Source organism: Citrobacter enshiensis (assembly GCF_029338175.1).
Classification (GTDB): domain Bacteria; phylum Pseudomonadota; class Gammaproteobacteria; order Enterobacterales; family Enterobacteriaceae; genus Citrobacter_D; species Citrobacter_D enshiensis.
The window spans coordinates 2,941,022-2,964,825 of record NZ_CP119862.1; the positions used below are offsets into that span (position 1 = coordinate 2,941,022).

General features: G+C 50.7%; 22 protein-coding genes, 1 tRNA gene and 2 pseudogenes. 9 read left to right on the plus strand and 16 right to left on the minus strand.

What is annotated here, in order from left to right:
* Positions 1-133 precede the first annotated feature (133 nt).
* Both mdtG and P2W74_RS14300 read left to right on the plus strand, forming a co-directional pair.
* Complete coding sequence (gene mdtG, locus P2W74_RS14295) at positions 134-1,339, plus strand: multidrug efflux MFS transporter MdtG (protein WP_276292118.1); 1,206 nt, start codon at positions 134-136, stop codon at positions 1,337-1,339.
* Positions 1,340-1,457: 118 nt separating this feature from the next.
* The gene (locus tag P2W74_RS14300) at positions 1,458-1,829 is read left to right on the plus strand and encodes a MysB family protein (protein WP_276292119.1); all 372 of its coding nucleotides are present in this window, start codon (positions 1,458-1,460) and stop codon (positions 1,827-1,829) included.
* On the opposite strand, the gene P2W74_RS14305 is transcribed toward P2W74_RS14300, so the two are convergent.
* From P2W74_RS14305 to mdoG, 3 genes are all read right to left on the minus strand, one after another.
* Positions 1,830-2,057, minus strand: coding sequence for a YceK/YidQ family lipoprotein (locus P2W74_RS14305; RefSeq protein WP_276292120.1), 228 nt, complete (start codon positions 2,055-2,057; stop codon positions 1,830-1,832).
* A gap of 73 nt (positions 2,058-2,130) precedes the next feature.
* On the minus strand, positions 2,131-4,659 hold the full coding sequence (gene mdoH / locus P2W74_RS14310) for a glucans biosynthesis glucosyltransferase MdoH (protein WP_276292121.1): 2,529 nt from the start codon (positions 4,657-4,659) through the stop codon (positions 2,131-2,133).
* On the minus strand, positions 4,652-6,187 hold the full coding sequence (gene mdoG, locus P2W74_RS14315; protein WP_276292122.1) for a glucans biosynthesis protein MdoG: 1,536 nt from the start codon (positions 6,185-6,187) through the stop codon (positions 4,652-4,654). Before mdoG ends, mdoH begins: the two co-directional genes overlap by 8 nt.
* 272 nt (positions 6,188-6,459) lie before the next feature.
* Between mdoG and mdoC the strand changes: the two genes are divergently transcribed.
* Positions 6,460-7,620: a glucans biosynthesis protein MdoC gene (gene mdoC / locus P2W74_RS14320; RefSeq protein ID WP_276292123.1), complete on the plus strand. Its 1,161-nt coding sequence runs from the start codon at positions 6,460-6,462 to the stop codon at positions 7,618-7,620.
* Positions 7,621-7,644: 24 nt separating this feature from the next.
* Here mdoC and P2W74_RS14325 read toward each other — a convergent pair whose 3' ends face one another.
* From P2W74_RS14325 to csgB, 6 genes are all read right to left on the minus strand, one after another.
* Positions 7,645-9,066 (minus strand): phospholipase D family protein, encoded by a 1,422-nt coding sequence (locus P2W74_RS14325; RefSeq protein WP_276292124.1) that lies wholly within the window; start codon positions 9,064-9,066, stop codon positions 7,645-7,647.
* A 1-nt stretch (position 9,067) separates the two neighbouring features.
* Positions 9,068-9,610: an O-acetyl-ADP-ribose deacetylase gene (gene ymdB / locus P2W74_RS14330; protein WP_276292125.1), complete on the minus strand. Its 543-nt coding sequence runs from the start codon at positions 9,608-9,610 to the stop codon at positions 9,068-9,070.
* A 99-nt stretch (positions 9,611-9,709) separates the two neighbouring features.
* Positions 9,710-10,033 (minus strand): type 1 fimbrial protein, encoded by a 324-nt coding sequence (locus tag P2W74_RS14335; protein ID WP_276292126.1) that lies wholly within the window; start codon positions 10,031-10,033, stop codon positions 9,710-9,712.
* Between the two features lie 154 nt (positions 10,034-10,187).
* Positions 10,188-10,520 (minus strand): curli assembly chaperone CsgC, encoded by a 333-nt coding sequence (gene csgC / locus P2W74_RS14340; RefSeq protein ID WP_276292127.1) that lies wholly within the window; start codon positions 10,518-10,520, stop codon positions 10,188-10,190.
* A 60-nt stretch (positions 10,521-10,580) separates the two neighbouring features.
* Positions 10,581-11,039, minus strand: coding sequence for a curli major subunit CsgA (gene csgA / locus P2W74_RS14345; RefSeq protein ID WP_276292128.1), 459 nt, complete (start codon positions 11,037-11,039; stop codon positions 10,581-10,583).
* A gap of 41 nt (positions 11,040-11,080) precedes the next feature.
* Entirely contained in the window at positions 11,081-11,536 is a 456-nt protein-coding gene (gene csgB, locus P2W74_RS14350) for a curli minor subunit CsgB (RefSeq protein ID WP_276292129.1), read from the minus strand.
* A 763-nt stretch (positions 11,537-12,299) separates the two neighbouring features.
* On the opposite strand from csgB, the gene csgD reads away from it, so the two are divergent.
* From csgD to csgG, 4 genes are read left to right on the plus strand one after another with little or no spacing between them, the layout of a single operon-like run.
* Positions 12,300-12,950, plus strand: coding sequence for a biofilm master transcriptional regulator CsgD (csgD, locus tag P2W74_RS14355; RefSeq protein WP_192611845.1), 651 nt, complete (start codon positions 12,300-12,302; stop codon positions 12,948-12,950).
* A gap of 4 nt (positions 12,951-12,954) precedes the next feature.
* Positions 12,955-13,344, plus strand: a complete 390-nt coding sequence (gene csgE, locus P2W74_RS14360; RefSeq protein ID WP_276292130.1) for a curli production assembly/transport protein CsgE — start codon at positions 12,955-12,957, stop codon at positions 13,342-13,344.
* 26 nt (positions 13,345-13,370) lie between these two features.
* Positions 13,371-13,787: a curli production assembly/transport protein CsgF gene (csgF, locus tag P2W74_RS14365; RefSeq protein ID WP_203358201.1), complete on the plus strand. Its 417-nt coding sequence runs from the start codon at positions 13,371-13,373 to the stop codon at positions 13,785-13,787.
* 26 nt (positions 13,788-13,813) lie between these two features.
* Complete coding sequence (gene csgG, locus P2W74_RS14370) at positions 13,814-14,647, plus strand: curli production assembly/transport protein CsgG (RefSeq protein ID WP_276292131.1); 834 nt, start codon at positions 13,814-13,816, stop codon at positions 14,645-14,647.
* 31 nt (positions 14,648-14,678) lie between these two features.
* Here the strand turns inward: csgG and P2W74_RS14375 are convergent.
* From P2W74_RS14375 to ghrA, 4 genes and pseudogenes are all read right to left on the minus strand, one after another.
* A pseudogene (locus P2W74_RS14375) lies at positions 14,679-15,174 on the minus strand (DUF1097 domain-containing protein).
* A 101-nt stretch (positions 15,175-15,275) separates the two neighbouring features.
* Entirely contained in the window at positions 15,276-15,830 is a 555-nt protein-coding gene (locus P2W74_RS14380) for a TorD/DmsD family molecular chaperone (protein ID WP_276292133.1), read from the minus strand.
* 23 nt (positions 15,831-15,853) lie between these two features.
* Positions 15,854-16,591, minus strand: coding sequence for a phosphatase (locus P2W74_RS14385; protein WP_276292134.1), 738 nt, complete (start codon positions 16,589-16,591; stop codon positions 15,854-15,856).
* Positions 16,592-16,677: 86 nt separating this feature from the next.
* Positions 16,678-17,616, minus strand: coding sequence for a glyoxylate/hydroxypyruvate reductase GhrA (gene ghrA, locus P2W74_RS14390; protein WP_276292135.1), 939 nt, complete (start codon positions 17,614-17,616; stop codon positions 16,678-16,680).
* 235 nt (positions 17,617-17,851) lie between these two features.
* Between ghrA and P2W74_RS14395 the strand changes: the two genes are divergently transcribed.
* Positions 17,852-17,939 (plus strand) — tRNA-Ser (locus P2W74_RS14395).
* A 663-nt stretch (positions 17,940-18,602) separates the two neighbouring features.
* A pseudogene (locus P2W74_RS14400) lies at positions 18,603-19,966 on the plus strand (IS3 family transposase).
* A gap of 60 nt (positions 19,967-20,026) precedes the next feature.
* Here the strand turns inward: P2W74_RS14400 and phoH are convergent.
* The 3 genes from phoH to efeO all read right to left on the minus strand — a co-directional run bounded on the left by phoH (position 20,027) and on the right by efeO (position 23,749).
* Positions 20,027-20,815 carry a phosphate starvation-inducible protein PhoH gene (phoH, locus tag P2W74_RS14405; RefSeq protein WP_276292136.1) on the minus strand — a complete coding sequence of 263 codons (789 nt, stop codon included), beginning with the start codon at positions 20,813-20,815 and terminating at the stop codon, positions 20,027-20,029.
* Between the two features lie 517 nt (positions 20,816-21,332).
* On the minus strand, positions 21,333-22,616 hold the full coding sequence (gene efeB / locus P2W74_RS14410; protein ID WP_276292137.1) for an iron uptake transporter deferrochelatase/peroxidase subunit: 1,284 nt from the start codon (positions 22,614-22,616) through the stop codon (positions 21,333-21,335).
* Between the two features lie 5 nt (positions 22,617-22,621).
* Positions 22,622-23,749, minus strand: a complete 1,128-nt coding sequence (gene efeO, locus P2W74_RS14415) for an iron uptake system protein EfeO (protein ID WP_276292138.1) — start codon at positions 23,747-23,749, stop codon at positions 22,622-22,624.
* Positions 23,750-23,804 lie beyond the last annotated feature (55 nt).

Sequence of the window (23,804 nt, forward strand, 5' to 3'; positions counted from 1 at the left end):
CTTAATGGGCTGCACAACTCGCCTTTTAGCTTTAAAAGCTCCTGTCCATTGCAGCTCCCCTGAGGCAGGCGCATAATTAGCGTGCTTATTTTTATTCATCAACGCGCCGGCGCGCCTCGCACAGCGGAAAGCTATGTCACCCTCTGATGATGTTCCCATCAACTGGAAACGCAATCTCACCGTTGCCTGGCTGGGCTGTTTTTTAACCGGGGCGGCATTTAGCCTGGTCATGCCATTCTTACCGCTTTACGTCGAACAACTCGGCGTGACGGGTCATAGCGCCCTTAACATGTGGTCAGGCCTGGTGTTCAGCATCACCTTTTTGTTTTCAGCCATTGCTTCCCCCTTCTGGGGCGGGCTGGCGGATCGTAAAGGTCGTAAAATCATGCTGCTGCGTTCCGCGTTGGGTATGGCTATCGTGATGGTGTTCATGGGGCTGGCGCAGAATATCTGGCAGTTTCTCGTCTTACGGGCCTTATTGGGTCTGCTGGGTGGATTTATCCCCAACGCTAACGCGCTGATCGCCACGCAGGTTCCCCGTCATAAAAGCGGTTGGGCACTTGGCACGCTCTCTACCGGGGGCGTCAGCGGTGCGTTGCTCGGCCCGCTGGCGGGCGGATTGCTGGCGGACCATTACGGTCTGCGTCCTGTTTTTTTCATTACCGCCAGTGTGTTGCTTGCCTGTTTTTTACTGACGCTCTTTTTTATTCGCGAACATTTTCAGCCGGTCAGCAAAAAAGAGATGCTTCGCCTTCGCGAGGTCATCACCTCTCTCAAAAACCCGCGATTGGTGCTGAGTCTGTTCGTCACCACCCTGATTATTCAGGTTGCCACCGGATCTATTGCGCCGATCCTCACGCTGTATGTGCGTGAGTTAGCGGGTAACGTCAGCAACATTGCGTTTATTAGCGGCATGATTGCTTCAGTCCCTGGCGTCGCGGCCTTACTCAGCGCACCCCGGCTCGGTAAACTCGGGGACCGAATTGGGCCGGAGAAAATCCTGATCGTTGCGCTGGTGATTTCGGTGTTGCTGCTGATCCCAATGTCCTTTGTACAAACCCCCTGGCAACTCGGGATCCTGCGCTTTTTACTGGGCGCTGCGGATGGCGCCCTGCTTCCTGCCGTTCAGACGCTGCTGGTGTATAACTCGACGAATCAGGTGGCCGGTCGGATCTTCAGTTACAACCAGTCATTTCGCGACATCGGCAATGTAACAGGACCGCTGATGGGTGCCGCCATCTCGGCAAATTACGGTTTCCGCGCCGTGTTTTGCGTCACCGCTGGCGTAGTGCTGTTCAACGCCCTCTACTCCTGGAACAGCCTGCAGCGACGCCGGTAAGTTTCGCGAGCACGCCGCCACTCAGGCATCTGAATGATTTTTGCGCATTCATACTTGCAAAAGCAAAGAATCAGCTATTATTTCCCTGAATACCTCGTCAAATCAAAGGGAGACACTGATGACCATGTATGCCACGCTGGAAGAAGCCATCGACGCAGCCCGAGAAGAATTTCTGGCTGACTCAGGCCTCGAGCAAGATGAAGCGAATGTTCAACAGCTCAACGTGCAAAAATACGTACTGCAGGATGGCGACATCATGTGGCAGGCCGAATTTTTTGCCGACGACGGTGAAGAAGGTGAGTGTCTGCCCATGCTGAGCGGCGAAGCGGCGCAAAGTGTCTTTGACGGCGATTATGATGAGATCGAGATTCGACAAGAGTGGCAAGAGGAGAACACCCTTCATGAATGGGATGAAGGCGAGTTCCAGCTTGAACCTCCTCTCGATACCGAAGAGGGACAAACCGCTGCCGATGAATGGGATGAGCGCTAGTTACTCATAGGGGCCGTGGTGGATATCCAGCGGTAGCAACAGCGTATCAAAAACCAGTGAAAAGGGCAGATCGAGAACGGTGACGTAGCGCCATGCCGAATCCCGGACATCCCACTGCACGCCGGGATAGTATTGGTTGCCATGCCCCTGACCAGGAACGGTTCTGCTGATAATGCTGCCGCAACCGCTGAGTAACAGCACCATGATGCTGACTGCCAGTGTTCGCACCGGATACCTCATCAATCGTGTAGTGAGTACAAAAAAATACCGGCGCCTGGCCGGTATTTTCATCTATCTATGTTTACTTCTTGCTGAGCGCCTGCGGGTTCAGGGTAATTCCCTGATAGTAATTCACCCATGACGAATATCGCTCAGGTGAATTCCAGACACGATAGTGTAAACGCGCCATCGTCACCGGATCGCTCAACAGGACCAGACGGCGGTCGCGATTCAGTTTCTCTGGCGTTTCGTTCAGCGCCTGTTCCACATGACGGTCACGCGCAATCTCCAGCACCTGGCTCGCACGGTGACGCGCCGTTGCCATCGCCATCGCCAGCGCATTGAATGACGGGTTAAACACAGCATGCATGAAACCATCGTCCAGTGAACGGTTGCGGTTCATCGACAGATACTTGTCGGTATCCACCAGAACCTGCGGCGGCGAGTACTCTTCCGGGATCAGGAACAGCTTCCAGCGCTTGGTGCGCAGACCCACCGTTGAACGGCTGGAGATCACCGAAACAAACGGTGACAGGATCAGCGAAAAGACAATCGGCGCCAGCCAGAACAGAAAACGTAAATCCAGCCAGGCCATACCGACAGCCCACACCAGGCCCAGCAGCAGCTGAGAGCCATGACGCATAAAGGCTTCGCCCCACGGGGTGGAATCGTCATCACGCTGCGGCGAGTTCCAGACCACTTCCCAACCGAGGAATGCACTCACCACGAACACCGTATGGAACAGCATACGTACAGGCGCCAGCAGCACGGAGAATAACACCTCCAGCAACAGCGACAACGTCACGCGAACAAAGCCACCGTACTCTTTTGTCCCTTTACACCAGATGAGCAAAATACTCAGCAGTTTAGGCAGGAACAACAGCACCATGGTGGAGGCAAACAGGGCGATGGCCAGCTCAGGACGCCACTGCGGCCAGACCGGGAACAGCTGACGCGGTTGCAGGAAGTATTGCGGCTCCGTCAATGCATGTACTACCTGCAACGCGGTTGAGAGCGCAAGGAACATAAACCACAGCGGCGCAGACAGATACGACATCACCCCGGTCAGGAACACCGCACGGTGAACCGGATGCATCCCTTTCACCAAAAACAGGCGGAAGTTCATCAGGTTGCCATGACACCAGCGACGGTCACGCTTGAGTTCATCCAGCAGGTTTGGCGGGAGTTCTTCATAGGATCCCGGCAGGTCGTAGGCAATCCAGACGCCCCACCCTGCACGACGCATCAGCGCCGCTTCCACGAAGTCGTGAGAGAGGATAGAACCCGCAAACGAACCTTCACCCGGCAACGGCGCCAGCGCGCAATGTTCGATAAACGGTTTCACGCGGATAATGGCGTTATGGCCCCAGTAATGCGACTCGCCCAACTGCCAGAAGTGCAGTCCGGCGGTAAACAGCGGTCCATAAACACGGGTCGCAAACTGCTGGCAGCGCGCATACAGGGTATCCATCCCGGAGGCTTTCGGCGAAGACTGGATGATCCCGGCGTTCGGGTTCGCTTCCATCAAACGCACCAGACCGGTCAGACACTCACCGGTCATCACCGAGTCGGCATCCAGCACCACCATATAGCTGTACTGATTACCCCAGCGACGGCAGAAATCATCAATGTTTCCGCTTTTACGCTTAACACGACGACGACGGCGGCGGTAGAAGATCTGCCCCTCGCCCTGCACTTCTGCAATCAGCTCCATCCACGCTTTTTGCTCTGCCACGCAGATGTCCGGGTTGTAGCTATCGCTCAGAATGTAGACATCGAAATGCGCCGCATTGCCGGTTGCCTTAACCGACTCCCACGTGGCGCGCAGACCTGCGAATACACGGTCAACGTCTTCGTTGCAGATAGGCATGATCAACGCAGTACGGTGTTCAGGGTTAAGGGGTTCGTCCCCTACCGTTGACGCCGAAATACTGTATTTGTCACGACCGATGAGCAGTTGCAGGAAGCCCATCAACGCGGTCCAGAATCCCGCAGAGACCCAGCAGAACAACACGGCAAACAGGATCAGGATCCCGGTTTGCAGGATGTACGGCAGCAACTGCATAAAGGAGACCAGCAGATCTTGCCCGATCATGTCGGAAGGGTTGATAAACGCCCATCCCTGATAAGGAAGAATGGTCTTCATATACCAGGTGGCAACAACCGTTTGCGCCAGCGTCAGCAGTAAGAGCGTGTAGCGGCGGATGGTGCCGACGGTACGCCATTTTTGTTCGTTTTCCTGCTCTTCTTTCGTCAGGCGGGAAAGATACCGCGGCGTGACGTCCCGTCCACGTAAACGGTCCCAGAAACGTCCCACGGGGTTGGTGCGCCAGGGATCGGGAAACATTGAGGAACGCGTCGCTTTCGGCATTGCCTCTAGCTGGTCGCGTCCTTCATCATCCTTTATCAGTTGCCCTTCAGCCAGCGACTCCGGCCAGGCCTGCTCCAGGCGCGCTTTAACCGATCCCTGCGGCGAATCGTCTTCTCGGGGGTAAGTACGATGCTCAGCATCCAGCGCCTCGTGTACGGCGCGGATGTCAGTTTTCGGCAACGCCGCTTTCTCAATATCTGAAAGCGGCAGCGCGTCAATATACTCAGTAGTGTTATTCATTGGCAGGTAACTGGTAGCTCCAGGTTTCGCTCAGCGGCTGATCGACATTGACCAATGCAGCGCGCATTTCAGTAGGTTGCTTCGCATCTTTCACTTTCACGCGCAGCATTAAACGCCATCCTTTGGTAACTGGATTGTAGCGCACGCTGCTGTCAACAATTTCACCGTTATCGCCAATACTGGTTTGTGCAGTTACCGGAGTATCCTGCGGCAGTTTTTTCATGTCCGTACCGGCGAAGTCCACGACAAACGCGATGGTGCCGTCAGGCTGTCGAATAAGGTTAGATTGCTTCACATCCCCGGTTGAACGACGAGTCTGCTGCACCCAGGCGTTATCCGGCGCGTGAAGTTTGTCTTCGTCACGGCTGAACGTCAGGGTGTACTTGAAGTTCATCTCTTTGCCTGCTTCAGGCAATTGATCCGGTGTCCAGTAAGCCACGATGTTGTCGTTAGTTTCGTCATTGGTTGGAATTTCAACCAGTTCGATTTTCCCTTTGCCCCAATCACCTTGCGGGGTGATCCAGGCGCTTGGACGCAGGTCGTAGCGGTCGTTTAAATCTTCAAAACGAGAGAACTGGCGGCCACGCTGCAACAGGCCAAACCCTTGCGGGTTTTCCATGGCAAAGCTGCTCACCGCGAGATGTTTCGGGTTGTTCAGCGGACGCCAAATCCACTCGCCATTAGCGGCGTGGATGGACAAACCATTAGAGTCGTGAAGTTCCGGACGATAGTTCGTTGCCGGAGACGGCTGGTTTGGTCCAAACAAGAACATACTGGTTAATGGCGCAACGCCCAGTTTGCCGACTTTGTCGCGCAGATAGACTTTAGACTGCACATCCACCACGGTGTCACGCCCAGGCATGATTACAAAACGATAAGCCCCTGTCGCACGCGGAGAATCCAGCAATGCATAAATAGTCAGACGTTTGTCAGTCTGTTTTGGACGTTCGATCCAGAACTCACGGAAGCGGGGAAACTCTTCACCAGAAGGCAGAGCGGTGTCGATCGCCAGACCACGGGCAGACAGACCATAAACCTGACCTGCGCCAATCACGCGAAAATAGCTGGCGCCGAGCATGCTGACGATTTCATCGTTTTTATCTTTGCTGTTGATCGGGTACAGCACTTTGAACCCGGCAAATCCGAGATCTTTTACGGTGTCTTTGTCATGCTGCACATCGCCAAAATTAAAATAATCTGGGCTATATTTAATTCTTTTTACCGCGGTAGCGGTCACTTCGTTGATCTTGACCGGTGTGTCGAAGTACATACCCTGGTGGTAGAACTCGAGCTTGAATGGGGTTTTGAGATTGCTCCAGTAGGCTTTGTCGTGATTAAACTGGATCTGTTGATAATCCGCATATTTCATGTCGCGGAAAACGGAGGGCAAGTTACTTTTCGGCGCCTCATAGCCTTTACCGGCTAAGGATTGAGCCTGCTTCGCCACATCATCAATACTGAACGCCCAGCTCGAAGACGTGTACAGCGTTAACATGACAGCCGCACTCAACCAACGCATTTTCATCATTTGTAGTTTATGTTTCATAATAAGTAAGCACTTCCCCCTTTGTGTGCTTATATCGATCCGATCCATTTTAATGGATAATCAGGCATTCCGACAACTGAATCGAGCCATCGTTTAGCGCGCTGGCTCATGGATTAAGCAGGTTCATACGCCCATTTTCACTTTGAGTGCTTATCCTGGAGACAGGTTGTTGGACTTGGTGTAGGGTTGCCTTCGAATGTAACCATAATTCGTCTTTGGGATAAGGCGAAAAGTCTGAGAATGCGTGTCCATTTATGAATCCAGTACCCCCGCAACGTGAATACTTTCTTGACTCCATCCGTGCCTGGCTGATGTTGTTGGGGATCCCCTTTCATATCTCATTGATATACTCAGGTCATACATGGCATGTGAACAGTGCGGAGCCGTCGTGGTGGCTTACGCTGTTTAATGACTTTGTCCATGCGTTTCGCATGCAGGTCTTTTTTGTTATTTCGGGTTATTTTTCGTACATGCTATTCCTGCGTTATCCCTTAAAACGTTGGTGGAAGGTCCGCGTAGAACGCGTGGGAATTCCCATGTTGACCGCCATTCCGCTACTCACATTGCCTCAATTTATTATGTTGCAATATGTCAAAGGAAAGGCGGATAGCTGGCATACCCTCTCGGCTTACGATAAATATAATGCACTGGCCTGGGAATTAATTTCTCATCTCTGGTTTTTGCTGGTGCTGGTGGTATTAACAACGCTGAGTATGTGGGTGTTTACCAAAATTAAAAAACGTCTGGACGCCGCTGAAAACGCGTGGATTACGCATATTTCCATGCCGAAACTGACCCTCATCTTTTTCTTACTCGGTGTGGGTTATGCGGTTGTCAGACGCACTATTCTTATCCTTTATCCGCCAATACTCAGTGACGGTTTGTTCAATTTCATTGTCATGCAAACCCTATTTTACGTGCCCTTTTTCATGCTGGGCGCGCTGGCGTTTATCTCGCCAAATTTGAAAGCCCTGTTCACCACGCCTTCACGTGGATGCACCATTGCCGCAGGCCTTGCCTTTGCGGTCTATCTGGTGAACCAGCATTACGGCAACGGCGATGCCTGGATGTATGAAACGGAGTATGTGATTACCATGGTTATGGGGCTGTGGATGGTGAATGTGGTCTTTTCTCTGGGGCATCGTTTACTGAATTTTCAATCTGCTCGCGTCACGTATTTTGTGAATGCCTCTCTCTTTATCTACCTGGTGCACCATCCCTTAACCCTGTTTTACGGGGCCTATATTACTCCGCACATTTCATCTAATTTGCTCGGATTTTTATGCGGTCTGGTCTTTGTTATTGGTATTGCGATAATTCTGTATGAAATCCATTTACGCGTACCGTTGTTGAAATTTTTGTTTTCGGGCAAACCGCCCGTTAAACGCGATAAAAACGATGCGGTGGCCAATTAATTCCCGTTATATGGGGTTTGGCGTTTAGAGCAACCATTCAATCGGCAATAACGACGCCAGCCGCACCTGAACCCGCTTCCAGAATCCTGTGGCGGGTTCTTTTTTTAGAACCACCTCTTCGCTCTGTTGGCGATCGACCCAATTGATGCGCCCCCATCGATCCAGCCGCAGTTGCCAGGCTGAATCGCGCTGCCGTTGTATAAAGCGCTCATGAATAAGCGACGCCAGCGTTTCACTTTCTATCACAAAGCCCATTTCGGTATTCAGCAACGTCGAGCGGGGATCAAAATTAAGCGAGCCGATGAACACTTTATTACCATCAATACTGAAGGTTTTTGCATGCAGGCTGGAGCCAGAGTTTCCCGTTAATCCGCGATCGTGAAGCACAGCGTCACGTGTGTTGGTCGGTTTCAGTTCATACAGTTCAATCCCGTAGCGAAGCAATTTTTTGCGCCAGCGCGCATAACCCGCATGGACGACCGCCACATCATTCGCCGCCAGGGAATTGGTCAGAATCGCTATCCTGACGCCTTTTCTGACCAGTTGCAGCAGTTGAATAACGCCTGCGCGGGTCGGTACAAAATAGGCTGAAATAATATCGATTCGCTTTGACGGAGAGCCCATCACATCAAACAAGCGTTGCGGCAGCAGCGAATGACGCTGCGCTTTCCCTTCGCCTTTGGAAGGATCGTCGCTAAGAAGCCGGGTTTTCGCCCAAATCAAAGGCAGCGAACCACCATCAAGGTGCGACATAAACTGGCTGGTCTCCAGTTTATTCAAGTAACGACGAGTCATCTCGTCGTTATACCAGGATTCAGGGAAGTCGAGATGGTGAAGATGCTCGCGTTCGGGCAGTTCCAGCACATCCTGCAGGGTAGAAACGGATCCACAATGCCAGTAACGCTCAAAATCATCGGCCACCTCTTTCACCACCGGACCGACGGCCATCACGTCAAGATCGGAAAACAGTGGCTCCTCCCCTGCACCGAAATAGGCGTCACCAATGTTTCGCCCGCCAACCAGCGTTATGACCCCATCCGCCGTATAGCTTTTGTTGTGCATACGGCGGTTCAGCCGCGCAAAATCGGTTAAATATCCCAGTACACGCAGCGTGCGAAACGAGAACGGATTAAACAGGCGGACTTCAATATTAGGATGGTTGTCCAGCAACTGGAGCGTATCGTCAAGGCCTGGGGTGTTGTTATCATCTAAAAGCAGGCGAACGTGGACACCCCGATTCGCCGCTGCCATTAACACCGAAAACAGCAAACGCCCGGACATGTCGTTTTCCCAAATGTAATACTGCACATCCAGGGTACGTTCTGCCATTTCAGTTAACCGGTAACGGGCGGCGAATGCATCCATGCCATCACCCAGCGCAAGGATCCCACACTCACCAGGATGGCTTGAACAAAGAGGTGCGACCGCTCGTTCAAGTCGCGTCATCTCAGAAGGTATCCTCATCGCCCTGTTGCGTCAGCAAGCGTGAGTACAAGTGAGCATTTTCTTCATCATAACAAACAAAGTACACCTGATCAGGCAAGGCGCGACGGATGAGAAATTCCGACACTGTTTTCACGGCGATCTCGGCCGCCGCGGCGCGCGGATACCCATAAGCGCCGGTGCTGATGGCAGGAAACGCGATGGAGCTGTAGCCGTTGGCCAGCGCCAGTTGCAGACTATTCAGATATGCATCCCCCAGCAGTTCAGCTTCACGGTGCTCCCCCCCCTGCCAGACCGGGCCCACGGCGTGGATCACGGCTTTCGCGGGGAGATCGCCCGCGAGGGTGATAACGGCATGCCCCGCAGGACACTCGCCCATCTGCTGCCTCACTTTTTTGCACGCTTCAAGCAGTGCCGGGCCTGCGGCACGGTGAATTGCGCCATCAACGCCCCCGCCCCCCAGTAATGAAGAGTTTGCGGCATTAACGATCACATCTACAGCGACCTGAGTAATGTCACCGTGTAGAACATGAACACGCGATTTCATAAATCCCCCTAACCTGAGTCTATCCTCTAAGTGTACAGCAGGGGTTTCAATGAAATCGCGCTTTTTAATGACAGTTTGCGTTGTTACCGTTTCAGCGGTCTATTTGTACTCAATACTCAAAATCGCCATGTTTTTTTGCGCATTAAGATATTGCATTTTCACGTTGGCAACCTGCTGAATCTGTTGAGGCGCTGTCGAAACCTGCTGGAGGGTAAACTGGTTGGTTTTCATCGCGCCATTATGCGCACAAGACATAGAAACCTGCTGCTGGCTGGAGGAAACGTCACAAGGAGATTCAACGATTTCGCCACGAAAATGAATAATGCCACCTTGTACTTTCTGCTCAGCCATTGTCGGGGCAGAGAAAAGAATAAGAGCAGTCATGCTCGTCGTCAGAAAATGCCTGGGCCAGCGTGTAAACATGATAGCGCTCCTCAATGATAAATCATCCTTGAGGGTTCGGTGTTTTCCTTTACAGCTGAGATGAAGGTTCACACAAATGGCGTGGACGCCTCTTTATAGTCATAGAACAACAACCTCTCCCCTGCCATATCATTTATATTAATAAATCAAATGATTATGACGATGTCGCAGAGGACGGCCATTCTTGTGATAAATGCAGTGTCTGTCCGTCAGAAACAGTGACCACTATTTTAACGGAGTCCCCGGCTGAAATATTTAAACTCAGTGTTGTTAAATCAATCGGTTGATTAGCGGGTAAAGAAAGCGTCTTTCTCTGCTGTGTGCGGCTTTGCCCCGAAACCCCCTCTCGCAAAGAGACAATTTGTACCTGGCACATACAGGGCTGCGTCAGCGTAACCTGAGGGATGATGGTGTACATTTCGCCCTGCTGGGTGGTGTTGAAGGTAATTTGATTGGTAAGCGCTGCAAGGAGTAATAACGTGTGCATAATGTCCTCCCGAAAAAAAACAGGGCATTCGCCCTGTTTTTCTATAATACAGATTCTGTATTAGTACTGTTGGGCTGACGCATTGTTGCCAAAGCCAACCTGTTTGATGGTCACATCCGAGCCAGAAGCAGTCTGATCCACCAGCGCGCCGTTACCACCACCGAACTGTTTAACAGACATAGTGGAGTCTTTGCCGTTCCACTGGTCGAGAGTCGCGCTGTTGCCGAAGCCTTTTTGCAGCAGATCGATAGAGCTGTCATCGGAACCCTGACCAACATCTGCACCGTTTCCGCCGCCGTGTTGAGTAATCGTCAGATCAGAGTTTTTAGCATTAGATTGCAAGGCGACAGCTGAGTTACCACCACCGTACTGGTAAATGCTCAAATGTGAATTCGGGCCGTTGTCGCCATGTCCAGGCCAACCACCATTACCGCCGCTACCATATTGCGGAACAACACCAGCCAGAGCACTGCCAGAAACTACGATTGCTGCAATAGCTGCCACTTTGAAAAGTTTCATGGTAAACCCCCATCGGATTGATTTAAACGTCGCAAAAAGTATTAACGTTGAGTAACGCGAATAGCCATTTGCGACTGTCTCTGCACCACAACTGCTGTTTTTTGCGTACCATACTGAGTAATATTTGCTTTATTTCCAGAGCCTTTCTGGATAATCATCGCAGTATTACCATATGAACCTTGCGAAATACTTGCATCATTAGAGTTACCCTTCTGATCAATGTACGCAAGGTTATAAGCTCCTGATTGGTCAACCTTCGCCCGGTTATTTCCACCATCTTGTGAAACGACGGACAACAGTTTTGAGCCATCCTGGCGAACATTTGCACTATTATTCGTGCCGACTTGACCAATAATGGCTGCCTGATTAAATGAAGACTTGCTTAATTCATTTACCGCAAAGTTATATTCTGACGTTGCCATATCATAACTTGTCGCGGATGCAATCCCAGGCGCACCCAGTATTGTTAACATCATAAATAACAATTTGTTTTTCATGTTGTCACCCTGGACCTGGTCGTACATGAAGATAAATTAAAAAACTTGTCAAATTTATTGTTAACGCGATGCGCTTTTTGTTAACGCCGCGTTACGATGAAGAGTATGTCTGCGGAAACATTTTAAATAACTCACCCACGAGTGGTATTTTGATATTTCAGTTCACACCAAAGTGCTAATTAGCAACTAATCCCGCTGTTATTAACGTCATTTTTATTTTTTCTTAGCACGGTACATTGCATTTTTATGCAAAGGGACAAAATGCCGTTCCCGGTACATTTTAATGGGGTTCAGTAGCGCTGAAGAAAGCCTGGCGGCATGAGTCGTTACAAGCAGCGTTTTTTTGTACTTAAAAACGATCGCTGAAAACCGGGACAGAAATTTTAAAATAAAAAAGGAAAAAAGTCGCAGTCAAAAATTACACAAACACATTAAAATCAATTAGTTAATATAATTTGTATGATTTTTTAAATCTATGCAATAACGGCAAAATGTACAACTTTCTTATCAAATCTAATCTTAAAAAAACCTTATAATTAACATATTAATATATATTTTTACATTCAGTTACAAGTTTAACACTTGCTTTAAGGTTTGTAATGACTAGATTGAAATCAGATGTAGTCCATTAGTTTTATATTTTGCCCATTAGGGCTGATTTATTTCTACAAACAGCAGTGCAACATCTGTCAGTACTTCTGGTGTCTCTATTTTAGTAGGGGCAGCTGTCAGGTGTGCGACTAAAAAAAAGTGGGGTTTCATCATGTTTAATGAAGTCCATAGTATTCATGGTCATACATTATTGTTGATCACTAAACCGTCCCTGCAAGCTACAGCCTTATTGCAACACTTAAAGCAATCTCTGGCGTTAACCGGAAAACTGCATAACATTCAGCGTTCTCTGGACGATATCTCTGCCAGCTGCATTGTTTTACTGGATATGATGGAAGCCGATAAAAAGCTTATCCATTACTGGCAAGACAACTTAAGCCGGAAAAACAACAATTTAAAAACATTATTGTTGAATACTCCCGACGATTATCCGTACAGGGATATTGAAAACTGGCCTCATATCAATGGCGTGTTTTACGCAGCAGAAGATGAAGAGCGTGTCGTAAACGGATTGCAAGGGGTCTTACGCGGTGAATGCTACTTTTCGCAGAAATTAGCCAGTTACCTGATAACGCATTCAGGAAACTATCGCTATAACAGCACAGAGTCGGCACTTCTCACTCATCGCGAAAAAGAGATCCTTAATAAGCTGCGTATCGGCGCGTCAAATATTGAAATCGCTCGTTCGCTGTTTATCAGCGAAAACACGGTCAAGACGCACCTTTATAATCTTTTCAAGAAGATAGCAGTCAAAAACCGAACACAAGCGGTTTCGTGGGCAAACGATAACCTCAGGCGGTAAAGCCATGAAACGCTATCTGACCTGGATTGTAGCGGCTGAATTACTCTTTGCCTCCGGGAATCTACACGCCGTTGAAGTCGAGGTTCCCGGATTGTTAACTGACCACACGGTTTCGTCTATTGGGCATGATTTTTATCGTGCCTTTAGCGACAAGTGGGAAAGTGAATACACAGGTAACTTAACCATAAATGAAAGACCCAGTGCGCGTTGGGGAAGTTGGATCACCATAACGGTAAACCAGGACGTTATCTTCCAGACATTTTTATTCCCGACGAAACGAGACTTTGAGCGAACGGTTGTCTTCGCACTATCTGCAACTGAGGATGCATTAAATCGCCGGCAAATAGACCAAACGCTATTAGGCACCGGTGATTTAGCGCATGATGAATTCTAATATATATTCTTTGTCCGGAGGCTGTCATGCGTGTTAAACATGCAGTAGTTATACTCATGATTATTTCGCCACTCAGTTGGGCTGGCAATATGACATTCCAGTTCCGAAATCCTAACTTTGGCGGAAACCCCAATAATGGGGCATTTCTATTAAACAGCGCCCAGGCGCAGAACTCCTATAAAGATCCTGATTTCGATGACGACTTTGGGATTGAAACACCATCTGCGTTAGATAACTTCACCCAGGCAATTCAGTCGCAAATACTGGGGGGATTACTCACCAATATTAATACCGGGAAACCCGGCAGGATGGTGACCAGTGATTTCATTATTGATATATCCAATACGGATGGTCAACTGAAGTTGAATGTCACAGACAGAAAAACAGGTAAAGTCTCCACCATTGAGGTGTCAGGTTTACAAACAAATTCAACCGATTTTTAAGCATCAGCCACAAAAGGACAATAATCATGCAGCGCTTACTGATTTTGGTTGCCGTATGCTTACTGAGCGGATGCTTAACCGCCCCGCCTAAAGAAGCCGCTAAGCCGACATTAATGCCCCGTGCGCAAAGTTATAAAGACTTAACGCATTTGCCTATGCCGACAGGTAAGATTTTTGTCTCGGTTTACAATATCCAGGATGAAACCGGACAATTTAAACCTTATCCGGCAAGTAACTTCTCAACCGCTGTGCCCCAGAGTGCGACCGCCATGCTGGTGACGGCGCTGAAAGATTCTCGTTGGTTCGTCCCGCTGGAACGTCAGGGACTGCAAAACCTGCTGAACGAACGTAAAATCATTCGCGCAGCGCAAGAAAATGGCACCGTTGCCATCAATAACCGTATACCGCTGCAATCTCTGACTGCTGCGAATATCATGGTGGAAGGGTCGATCATTGGCTATGAAAGCAATGTGAAATCAGGTGGTGTGGGCGCCCGGTACTTTGGTATCGGTGCGGACACGCAATACCAGTTGGATCAAATTGCCGTCAACCTGCGCGTGGTTAACGTCAGTACCGGTGAGATCCTCTCCTCCGTAAACACCAGCAAGACCATACTTTCTTATGAAGTTCAGGCGGGGGTTTTCCGCTTCATCGATTATCAACGTCTGCTGGAAGGTGAAATTGGCTACACCTCTAACGAACCCGTCATGTTGTGTCTGATGTCTGCCATCGAAACAGGCGTTATCTTCCTGATCAATGACGGTATCGATCGCGGTTTGTGGGACCTGCAGAACAAAACTGAACGTCAGAACGACATTCTGGTGAAATATCGCCATCTGTCAGTCCCTCCGGAATCCTGATATTCAAAGCAAAAAAAAGCGTGAGATCTTCTCACGCTTTTTTTTTATTTGCTGGGCACCGCTTGCGATGCGCCTCGCTCCCGGCGGGAAGCCAGCCAGAGTCCGCTGTTTTTCATCGCGTAGCCAAAAACCAGCCCCAGGGCGAGCGAAGGCAAGACCAACCGCCAGTCCCCCTGCCCTGCGAACGTCGCACATGCCCCGATAAAGGTCCCCGGAACAAAGGAGAGCAACAGTTGCTTAGCCTGAATACACATCAGAAACGCGACGATTCCGGTCATGATATAGCCGACAATCTCAAGGTGTGGCGCAAGCGCGCTACCATGAATGATCACCAGAGCCCATACCATGCCGCTTAATAGCGTACATGCTGATATTGCCAGCCCTTTCAAACCGCCCTGAGGGCAAGCAAAGTAGGCTGTGCACCCCAGAAAACCGGCCCAACTGAGCAAGCCAAGAGACACGGCCACCCATCCCCAAATACCGGAGAGAATGCCCGTTGTAATTGCAATGGAGAGAAGTATGTTCATGGGCCGCATCATAGCAGAAAAAGCGCATACGAATGCGATCGCGCACACAAATCATGCAACCACCCTAATAGCCTTGCAGTAAATAGTGATTTAAATCACACTTACTCTTCAGCGTCTTCCTGCAACTCGTCCCACATTGCGCTAATCGCGTCACGCGTCAAGGGCGCCATCGTACGCCAGAACGGCGTCGTCGCATGAGATTCTACTTTGCCCAGAAATGTTCCGCACCAGGGGAGCAGATATTCAACAAACAAGGTTTCCAGCGCTTCACTTTCATCTTCAGCTGACTGATCTTCCAGCCATGATGCGGCTAACAGCAAAGTACCAAGATGATCGGCCGGCGTATCCGCCAGAGGCATACCGCGAGCAGAAAGGAATGCCCGGACCTCAGACTCGGCAGCGCCTTCAACCCATGCGCTACGATAAGGCGGCACCGCACACTCATTACCGACGAACAAGGCATTATAATCTGCCGCCAACTGCGCCATATCACAGCTTTTCTGCAACCGGGCCAACAAATCATCTTGTTCCAGCGGCCAACTGGCTGACAATTTACCCTCACGAATCAGCGTAAACAGCGGAACCAGTAAAGGGTCCTGTGGTTGGCGGTAATAAAGCGATCCCAGCACGCGACACAGGATAGAAAACTCGTTCATTTAGGTATTCCAGTTATTAACAATTAAAGTTCAGCAAATTCCGGGATAGGCTCCATGCCGCGCGATTCCAGGAATGTCAGCAACCGTTTTGGCGAAACGTTGAGGATCCGCTCTTCCGGGAAGTTCACTTCGTCGAGAATTTTCCGGCACTCAGCAAAATCCCCTAACGTGAACGCTGTATGGGAGTCTGATCCTAATGCCACCCAGCCCCCGGCATCACGCACTGCCGCAGCCACGGCGCGGCAATTCTCTTCACTGCCTTTGCGCGAATGCAAGAAGGAGGAGTTGTTGATTTCCAACGCGACCTGATATTTAGCGGCAGCCTGAGCGATCGCCGTAATATCAACAGGATATTTGGGGTTCCCCGGGTGGCTAATAATGTGCACATGACCACTGGCCATGGTGGCAATCATCGCCTGGGTGTTGGTGTCTTTATCGTGCGGTGCAAAAACCGGCTCATGGAACCCGGCGATGATCAAATCCAGAGACGTGAGCATGGGGCCAGTGCAGTCAATTTCACCCTCAATATTTTTAATGTTGGCTTCAATGCCCCGCAGAATACCTACCCCATCAACCAAACGCGGCCAGATACGCATATTAATAAAATGCCAGTGATGTGGCGCATCAGCCATATCCGGCCCATGATCCGTAATAGCAAACAGCTTGATACCTTTGCGTTTGGCTTCCGCGATATAGTCGCTCAGTGTGCTGTAGGCGTGGGTGCTGGCGACGGTGTGCATATGCAGGTCAACGGGATACATCACTTTCTCCTGTATTCATTTTACGTCAAGGATAGCAGGAATCGTCGCCATTTTTTAGTCGAAACCCGGCGCTAACCGGGTTTGTATCAGTAGCCTCGCTGGCGATCCACTTGCCCTGTAGCGGGTTTACCGTTTTCCAGTTGCAAAATGGTGTGGGAAATATATTCCACCGCTTCGGCGGGTCGCGTCACCGCCGCGATATGTGGTGTCATCGCCACGCGAGGATGTTTCCAGAGCGGGCTCTCTTTTGGCAATGGTTCACGGCTGAAGACATCAAGCATTACGCCCTTAAGTTTTCCACTCTCCAGCGCCGCCAGCAGATCGTCTTCATTGACATGAACGCCGCGTGCCAGGTTAAGCACGTACGCCCCATCCTGCAACTGCGCCAGCAGTCCGGCATGAATGATCCCCACCGTCTCCGCGGTATTTGGCAGCAGATTAATCAGAACCCGAGTTTGGCTCAAAAATGCAGCGAGTTCCTCTTCACCGGCAAAACTTTCGACACCAGGCCAGGACTTGCGGCTACGACTCCAGCAACGAAGCGGGAATCCCCACGCCTGTAAGCTTTCGGCGACTTTCGCGCCCAACACCCCCGCCCCCATGATGCCGATAGAAAATTCCTCACGAGAATATTCCGGCAGCGGTCTCCACACAGGTTCATTCTTCTGTGCCTGATAGTCATCAAAACGACGGAACCAATGCAATACCTGGCTCACGGCGTATTCCTGCATCTGCAACCCCATTCCCGTATCTTCCAGGCGGAACAACGGAATCGACGGCTCCAGCATTTCTGGATGCGCTTTCAGCTTACTGAGAATGGAATCGACCCCAGCCCCCAGCGCGAAGACGGCTTTTAACTTCCGGCCTGCCAGCATTTCCACCGGAGGATGCCATACAAGCGCATAATCCGCATGGGCGTTATCACCCACTTTCCATTCGCGAACGTTAGCCCCGGGAATCGCTTTTGCAAGCGCGTTCAGCCACCATGGCGTGTCGAACGTCGGGTGATAGAAAATTATCTCCATACTGTCTCCTGCGTGTTGTTATGCGGAATCTACTCGCACTTATCATCATCATTTTCATAAGGATCATCAGCATAACAAATTTAAGCCTGCTGGCAAAAAAAGCAGTTTCTGCTTAATTAAGCCTCATGTTGCTTGAAGTTTGTGTAAACGCACGATTTTTTAGAAAAGGTGATTGACGTAAAAGGCGGATTTCCTTACATTAGCGCCCGTTCCGGCAACACTGGAACGACAATATGGTGAGGTGTCCGAGTGGCTGAAGGAGCACGCCTGGAAAGTGTGTATACGGCAACGTATCGGGGGTTCGAATCCCCCCCTCACCGCCATATTCGAGAAAGAGCTCGTACGAAAGTACGGGCTTTTTTTTCGCATGTTGCACACGCTGGGGGGATGAGAATCCCCGACCGGGGTTCGACAACTGGCGCAGCCAGTTGGACAGACCGCGAACGCAGTAAGTGGGCTGCCCGTCAGGGCGAGCGAAGCGAGTCAATCCCCCCCTCACCGCCATATTCGAGAAAGAGCTCGTACGAAAGTACGGGCTTTTTTTTCGCATGTTGCACGCTGCGGGGGATGAGAATCCCCGACCGGGGTTCGACAACTGGCGCAGCCAGTTGGACAGACCGCGAACACAGTGAGTGGGCTGCCCGTCAGGGCGAGCGAAGCGAGTCAATCCCCCCTCACCGCCATATTCGAGAAAGAGCTCGTACGAAAGTACGGGCTTTTTTTCGCATATTGCACACGCTGGGTTACAGGAGACCAGACCGAACGGTTGCGTCGTTTCTAAGCACCCTTTATCCTGCAAAAAACAAAGCCCGGTTTTGGACTGTACCCCAAAAGTTGGACACCCAACTGAGTAAGGTGCAGTTTTTTATGGCAAAGCCAAAATATTCCCTCGAAACCAGAATAGCTGTAGTCAATCACTACCTTGCCGGAAACGATGGACTGTACCCCAAAAGTTGGACACCCAACTGAGTAAGGTGCAGTTTTTTATGGCAAAGCCAAAATATTCCCTCGAAACCAGAATAGCTGTAGTCAATCACTACCTTGCCGGAAACGATGGAACACATCGTACCGCTGAACGTTTTGGTGTTGAAAGAACATCAGTGCGACGCTGGGTAAGAGCCTGGCAACTCCATGGTATTGATGGCATAACCTGGAAAAATAACCGCCATTCTCCAGCGTTCCGGATGGCTGTTGTCCAGACTGTTCTCAATGAAGAACTTTCAATGCGTGAAGCTGCCGCACGGTTTAATATCTCAAATGAAACCGTTGTCCGGCACTGGGTGAATGTCTACAAAGACGCAGGTGAGAAAGGACTTCTGAGCATAAAACCTGGCCGGAGCAAGGACATGACAAAACCCCAAAAAACACTTCCACTTACCGATGCTGCACTGGAAAAGTTATCTCCCGAAGAACTGCGGGCTGAACTCCGTTACCTGCGAGCAGAGAATGCCTATCTAAAAAAGCTGAAGGCCTTAGTTCAAAGCGAGAAAAACGGCAGAAAGCCGCAATAATCAGTGAGCTAAGGCTGGAGTATGCGCTCAGTGACCTTCTGCGTGCAGCGGATATGTCCCGCAGTACGTGGTATCACAATATGAATGCGCTGAAGCGAGTGGACAGGCATGCAGGGCTGAAAGACAAAATCAGAGAGATTTACCACTATCACAAAGGGCGCTATGGCTACCGCAGGATCACGCTCTCACTGAGAAAACAGGGGGTGCTGGTAAACCATAAAACAGTGCAGCGGCTGATGACAGCGTTGTCGCTCCGGTCTCTGATAAGGGTGAAGAAATATCGAGCCTGGAAAGGGGAAGCGGGCAAGGCAGCGCCCAATATCCTGAGTCGGAACTTCGGTGCCTCAAAAGCCAACGAAAAATGGGTTACGGATGTTACAGAGTTCTCGGTGCAGGGTAAAAAACTGTACCTGTCGCCGGTTCTCGATCTGTTTAACCGGGAGATTATCTCCTACAGCCTGTCGGAAAGGCCGGTGATGGAGATAGTTAATACGATCTGCACGATGCGTTCTCGAAGCTCAGCCCAGAAGACACCCCGTTGTTGCACTCGGATCAGGGCTGGCATTATCGAATGGCTGGTTATCAGGTCAGGTTAAAGGCACAGGGCATGACGCAAAGTATGTCGCGCAAAGGAAAACTGCCTGGATAATGCGGTGATGGAGAACTTCTTCGGTACGTTGAAATCGGAGTGTTTTTATCTGGGTCAGTTCAGCAGTGTCAAAGAACTAAGGAAAGCGATAGAGGACTATATCCATTACTACAACAACGAACGGATAAGCCTGAAATTAAAAGGCCTGAGTCCGGTAGAATACCGAACCCAGGCCCTGAAAGCCGCTTAACATGAACTGTCCAACTTTATGGGGTCAGTCCATTTCCCGGGCTCTGAGATCACACTACCGCTAGCTGTAAGCATTAAGCGTGCGTTGGCAAAGCGCTGAACGTACGCAATCGTCCTTGTTGAATCGGACAATCCCGACCATCTCATCGTCTTCAAAACGCGCTAACGCGTCACTGAGCCCTGACTGAACGTGAGCGGGTAAATCGCATTGGGTAATATCACCATTTACGATCACCGTGACGTTCTCCCCGAGGCGAGTTAAAAACATTTTCATCTGCGCCGCAGTCACATTCTGAGCCTCGTCGAGAATGACAACTGCATTTTCAAATGTACGTCCGCGCATATAAGCGAACGGCGCGATTTCCACCTTGCCAATCTCAGGTCGCAGGCAGTACTGCATAAAAGACGCCCCCAGACGTTTCACCAGCACATCATAGACCGGGCGAAAATAAGGCGCGAATTTCTCAGAAACATCTCCAGGCAAGAAGCCGAGATCTTCGTCGGCCTGCAGGACTGGACGGGTGACAATGATCCTTTCTACATCTTTATGTATCAGGGCCTCAGCTGCTTTTGCCGCGCTGATCCAGGTTTTACCACATCCGGCTTCACCCGTAGCGAAGATCAGCTGTTTACTCTCAATGGCATTCAGGTACTGCGCCTGAGCCTCATTTCGCGCAGCAATTGGTGTTGCGTCGCGGCTGTCGCGCGCCATGCCAATTGCTTCTACGCCGCTCATCTGCACAAGCGAGGTGACCGACTCTTCTTCACGTTGTTTGTGGCTACGCGAATCCCGTCTCAGCACACGCTTTGCTTCGCGACGAGCTTTGATCACTGCTTTTTGTCTTCCCATGGATAGCACCTTGAGTTGTAGGTATACATCACACGTGCCGCTGGCAGCACGATTATGCGCACACACATCTGAGGGTTGGCTTCCTTGTAAGCCATAGCTTGCCTTCTAAAAAGACACCACACACGGCTACGCGCACCGTATACGGCGTCAGTAACAATGCTAAGAGGAAGTGAGAGAAATTTAGGGGTGACAAGAGGGCTACCGGAGGAGAAACTTCCGCGTAAGGTAATGCGGTTACTGTGAAAAGCATGTCCAGTTGAGGACCTTACCATTCGCGATCTCCATAGTGAATGACCATCACTGCCGGGAACTACCGCTCATACGTATAATTACATCAGAATCGATCATTAACGCAACAACATTTTTACTTCACATTAACGAAAAATTCTCTTTGTGCTGACAATAGTCTCTTACAGGGATGTGACAAAATTATTTCAGAAGAAAGGTCAGATCAAAAAATAATATTTTCATTCATGGGGATGAGAGTGAAGCCCCGCAGGAAAAGCGGGGCTGACCATCAGGCTTCCAGCAGGGATTGCCCCAGATAGTGGTCGGCGTTTTTTACGCCGGGGAGTGCGAAGAAGTAGCCGCCGCCGATTGGCTTAACGTACTCCTCAAGCGCTTCACCATTCAGCCGTTTTTGCACGGCTAAAAAGCCTTTTTCCAGATCGTGCTGATAACAGACGAACAGCAGTCCCATATCCAGTTGCCCGGAATTGGTCACGCCGAGGGAGTAACTGTAGCCACGGCGCATCATCAGGCTGGATTGGGTCTGTGCCGTGCGCGGATTCGCCAGTCGAATATGGCTGTCCAGCGCAATCACATTCCCCTCCGGGTCGCTGGCGTAATCCGGCACATCATGCTCGTGCTGCATGCCCAGCGGCGCCCCGGTCTGTTTATCACGGCCAAAAATGGTTTGCTGCTCTTTTAGCGGCGTCCTGTCCCAGAACTCGACGCGGAACTGAATCAGCCGGACGGCCTGATAACTGCCCCCTGTCGCCCACGCAGGTTCTCCTTGTTCTGCTGTCACCCACACGACATCTTGCATTAACCTGGCGTCTGAGCTGTCGGGATTGGCGGTGCCATCTTTAAAGCCCAGCAGATTGACCGGCGTCTCTTTTCCCTTACTGCGTGCTGCGTGATCGGAGATAAACCCTTCCCGCTTCCAGCGTACGCTCAGGAGATCCGGCGTGTGCTTAATAATATCGCGCAACGCATGAATCACCGTATCCTGGGTATTGGCGCAAATCTGTAATAACAGATCCCCGTGGCATAACCCCGCATCCAGTGAATCATTCGGAAAGCGCGTCATTTTCTGCAGTTTTTTCGGCATCTGAGCCTGTAATCCATAACGCTCATCGAACAACGAGTGCCCCGCCGAGAGCGTCATGGTCAGATTATCGGGTGCTATCCAGGCACCGAGGATCCCTGAATCCATAGGCGGCAAGCGAGGATTTGGCGTTTCAGGCGCGGGCCCTCCTGTCGTCAGGAAGGCGATACGGCGCGTCAACAGGCGAAACAGACGTTCGAGCTCAGCTTTATCGCTAGCCAGAATGTCAAAGGCCACCAGCACCATAGACGCCTGCTGCGGGGTGAGAATACCCGCCTGATGTGCACCGTAGAAAGGTTGCGTTTCGCTACGGGCATCCGGCGACAAGGTCCCCGGCGCACTTTGCGGTTTTTGAGCATGGGCCACCGGGCAGCCCCCCGCCAGCGCCAGCGCGCCGCCCAATGCCCCCATCCCTTTCAGTAAACGTCGGCGCGACGGTTCGCTCACGCCGTTTTCATTATCTTGCTGCATGGTGCTTAATCCAGACCCAGTACGCCGCGCAATTGAGACAAATCTTCCGCCAGCGTCGTGATTGGCCCTTTCAGGGCGTTACGATCGGCATCGGTCAGCTTGTCATAGGTCTCAAATCCCTCTTTGGTGCGATATTTTGCCAGGATAGCATCCACTTTCTTAAAGTTGGCATCCACTTTCGCCAGTAATTCCGCATTGGATTTTTGTAGCTGCGGACGCAAAAGGTTGACAATTTTTTGCGCGCCATCGACGTTTGCCTGGAAGTCCCACAGGTCAGTGTGGCTGTAGCGATCTTCCTCGCCGCTAATTTTACTGGCCGCAACTTCTTCAATCAGACCGGCAGCCCCGCCCACCACTTTTGACGGCGGGAAAGCCAACTCGCTGATACGCGTTTGCAGATCCACCACATCGGTATAAAGCTGGTCGGCATATTTTTCCATGCCTTTCGTACTGTTGTCGCCGAACAGGGCTTTTTCCAGACGGTGGAAGCCAGTAAATTTCGGATCCGCCGCTTTCTGTTCGTAATCATCTTCACGCGCATCGATACTGCCATCAAGATCAGAGAAGAGTTCTGCGATTGGTTCAATACGCTCGTAATGCTGACGCGTTGGCGCATACAGTGATTTTGCTTTCTCGATATCACCCGCTTTAATGGCATCGGTAAACGCTTTTGTGCCGGTCACCAGCTGTGCGGTTTCTGCCGTTACATAAGCTTTATACTCTGTAATCGAGCCACTCAGACTCAATAGCGCGTTGCTTTGCGCCGCCTCTGCCGTTGCGCTGCCTTTGACGATCAGCTTCCCTTTCGGGTTGGTCAGCAGACCGCAGGTCATGTCATATTCACCCGGTTGCAGATTCACGGTCATTTTCTGACTGAAGCCGGGGGCGATGTTTTCGCGTTCTTCCACCACCATCACGCCTTTGAGAATTTCCCACTCCAGCGCTTTCTGGCTGTGGTTCAGAATAATGAACTGCGTTTTCCCGGCATTCACTGTCAGGGTCATCGGTTCACACTGTTTATCATTAACGGTGACTTTAACCTGTGGAATATCAGCTGCATGAGCAGTAAAAGCGGAGGCGAACAGCGCAGCAATGCCCAACTGCAGCGCGTTACGGCGGAAGTTAATCGTCATGACCCATCCCTTTAAATAAGTATGTTGTAACTAAATAGTTTTTTGCGCCACATTT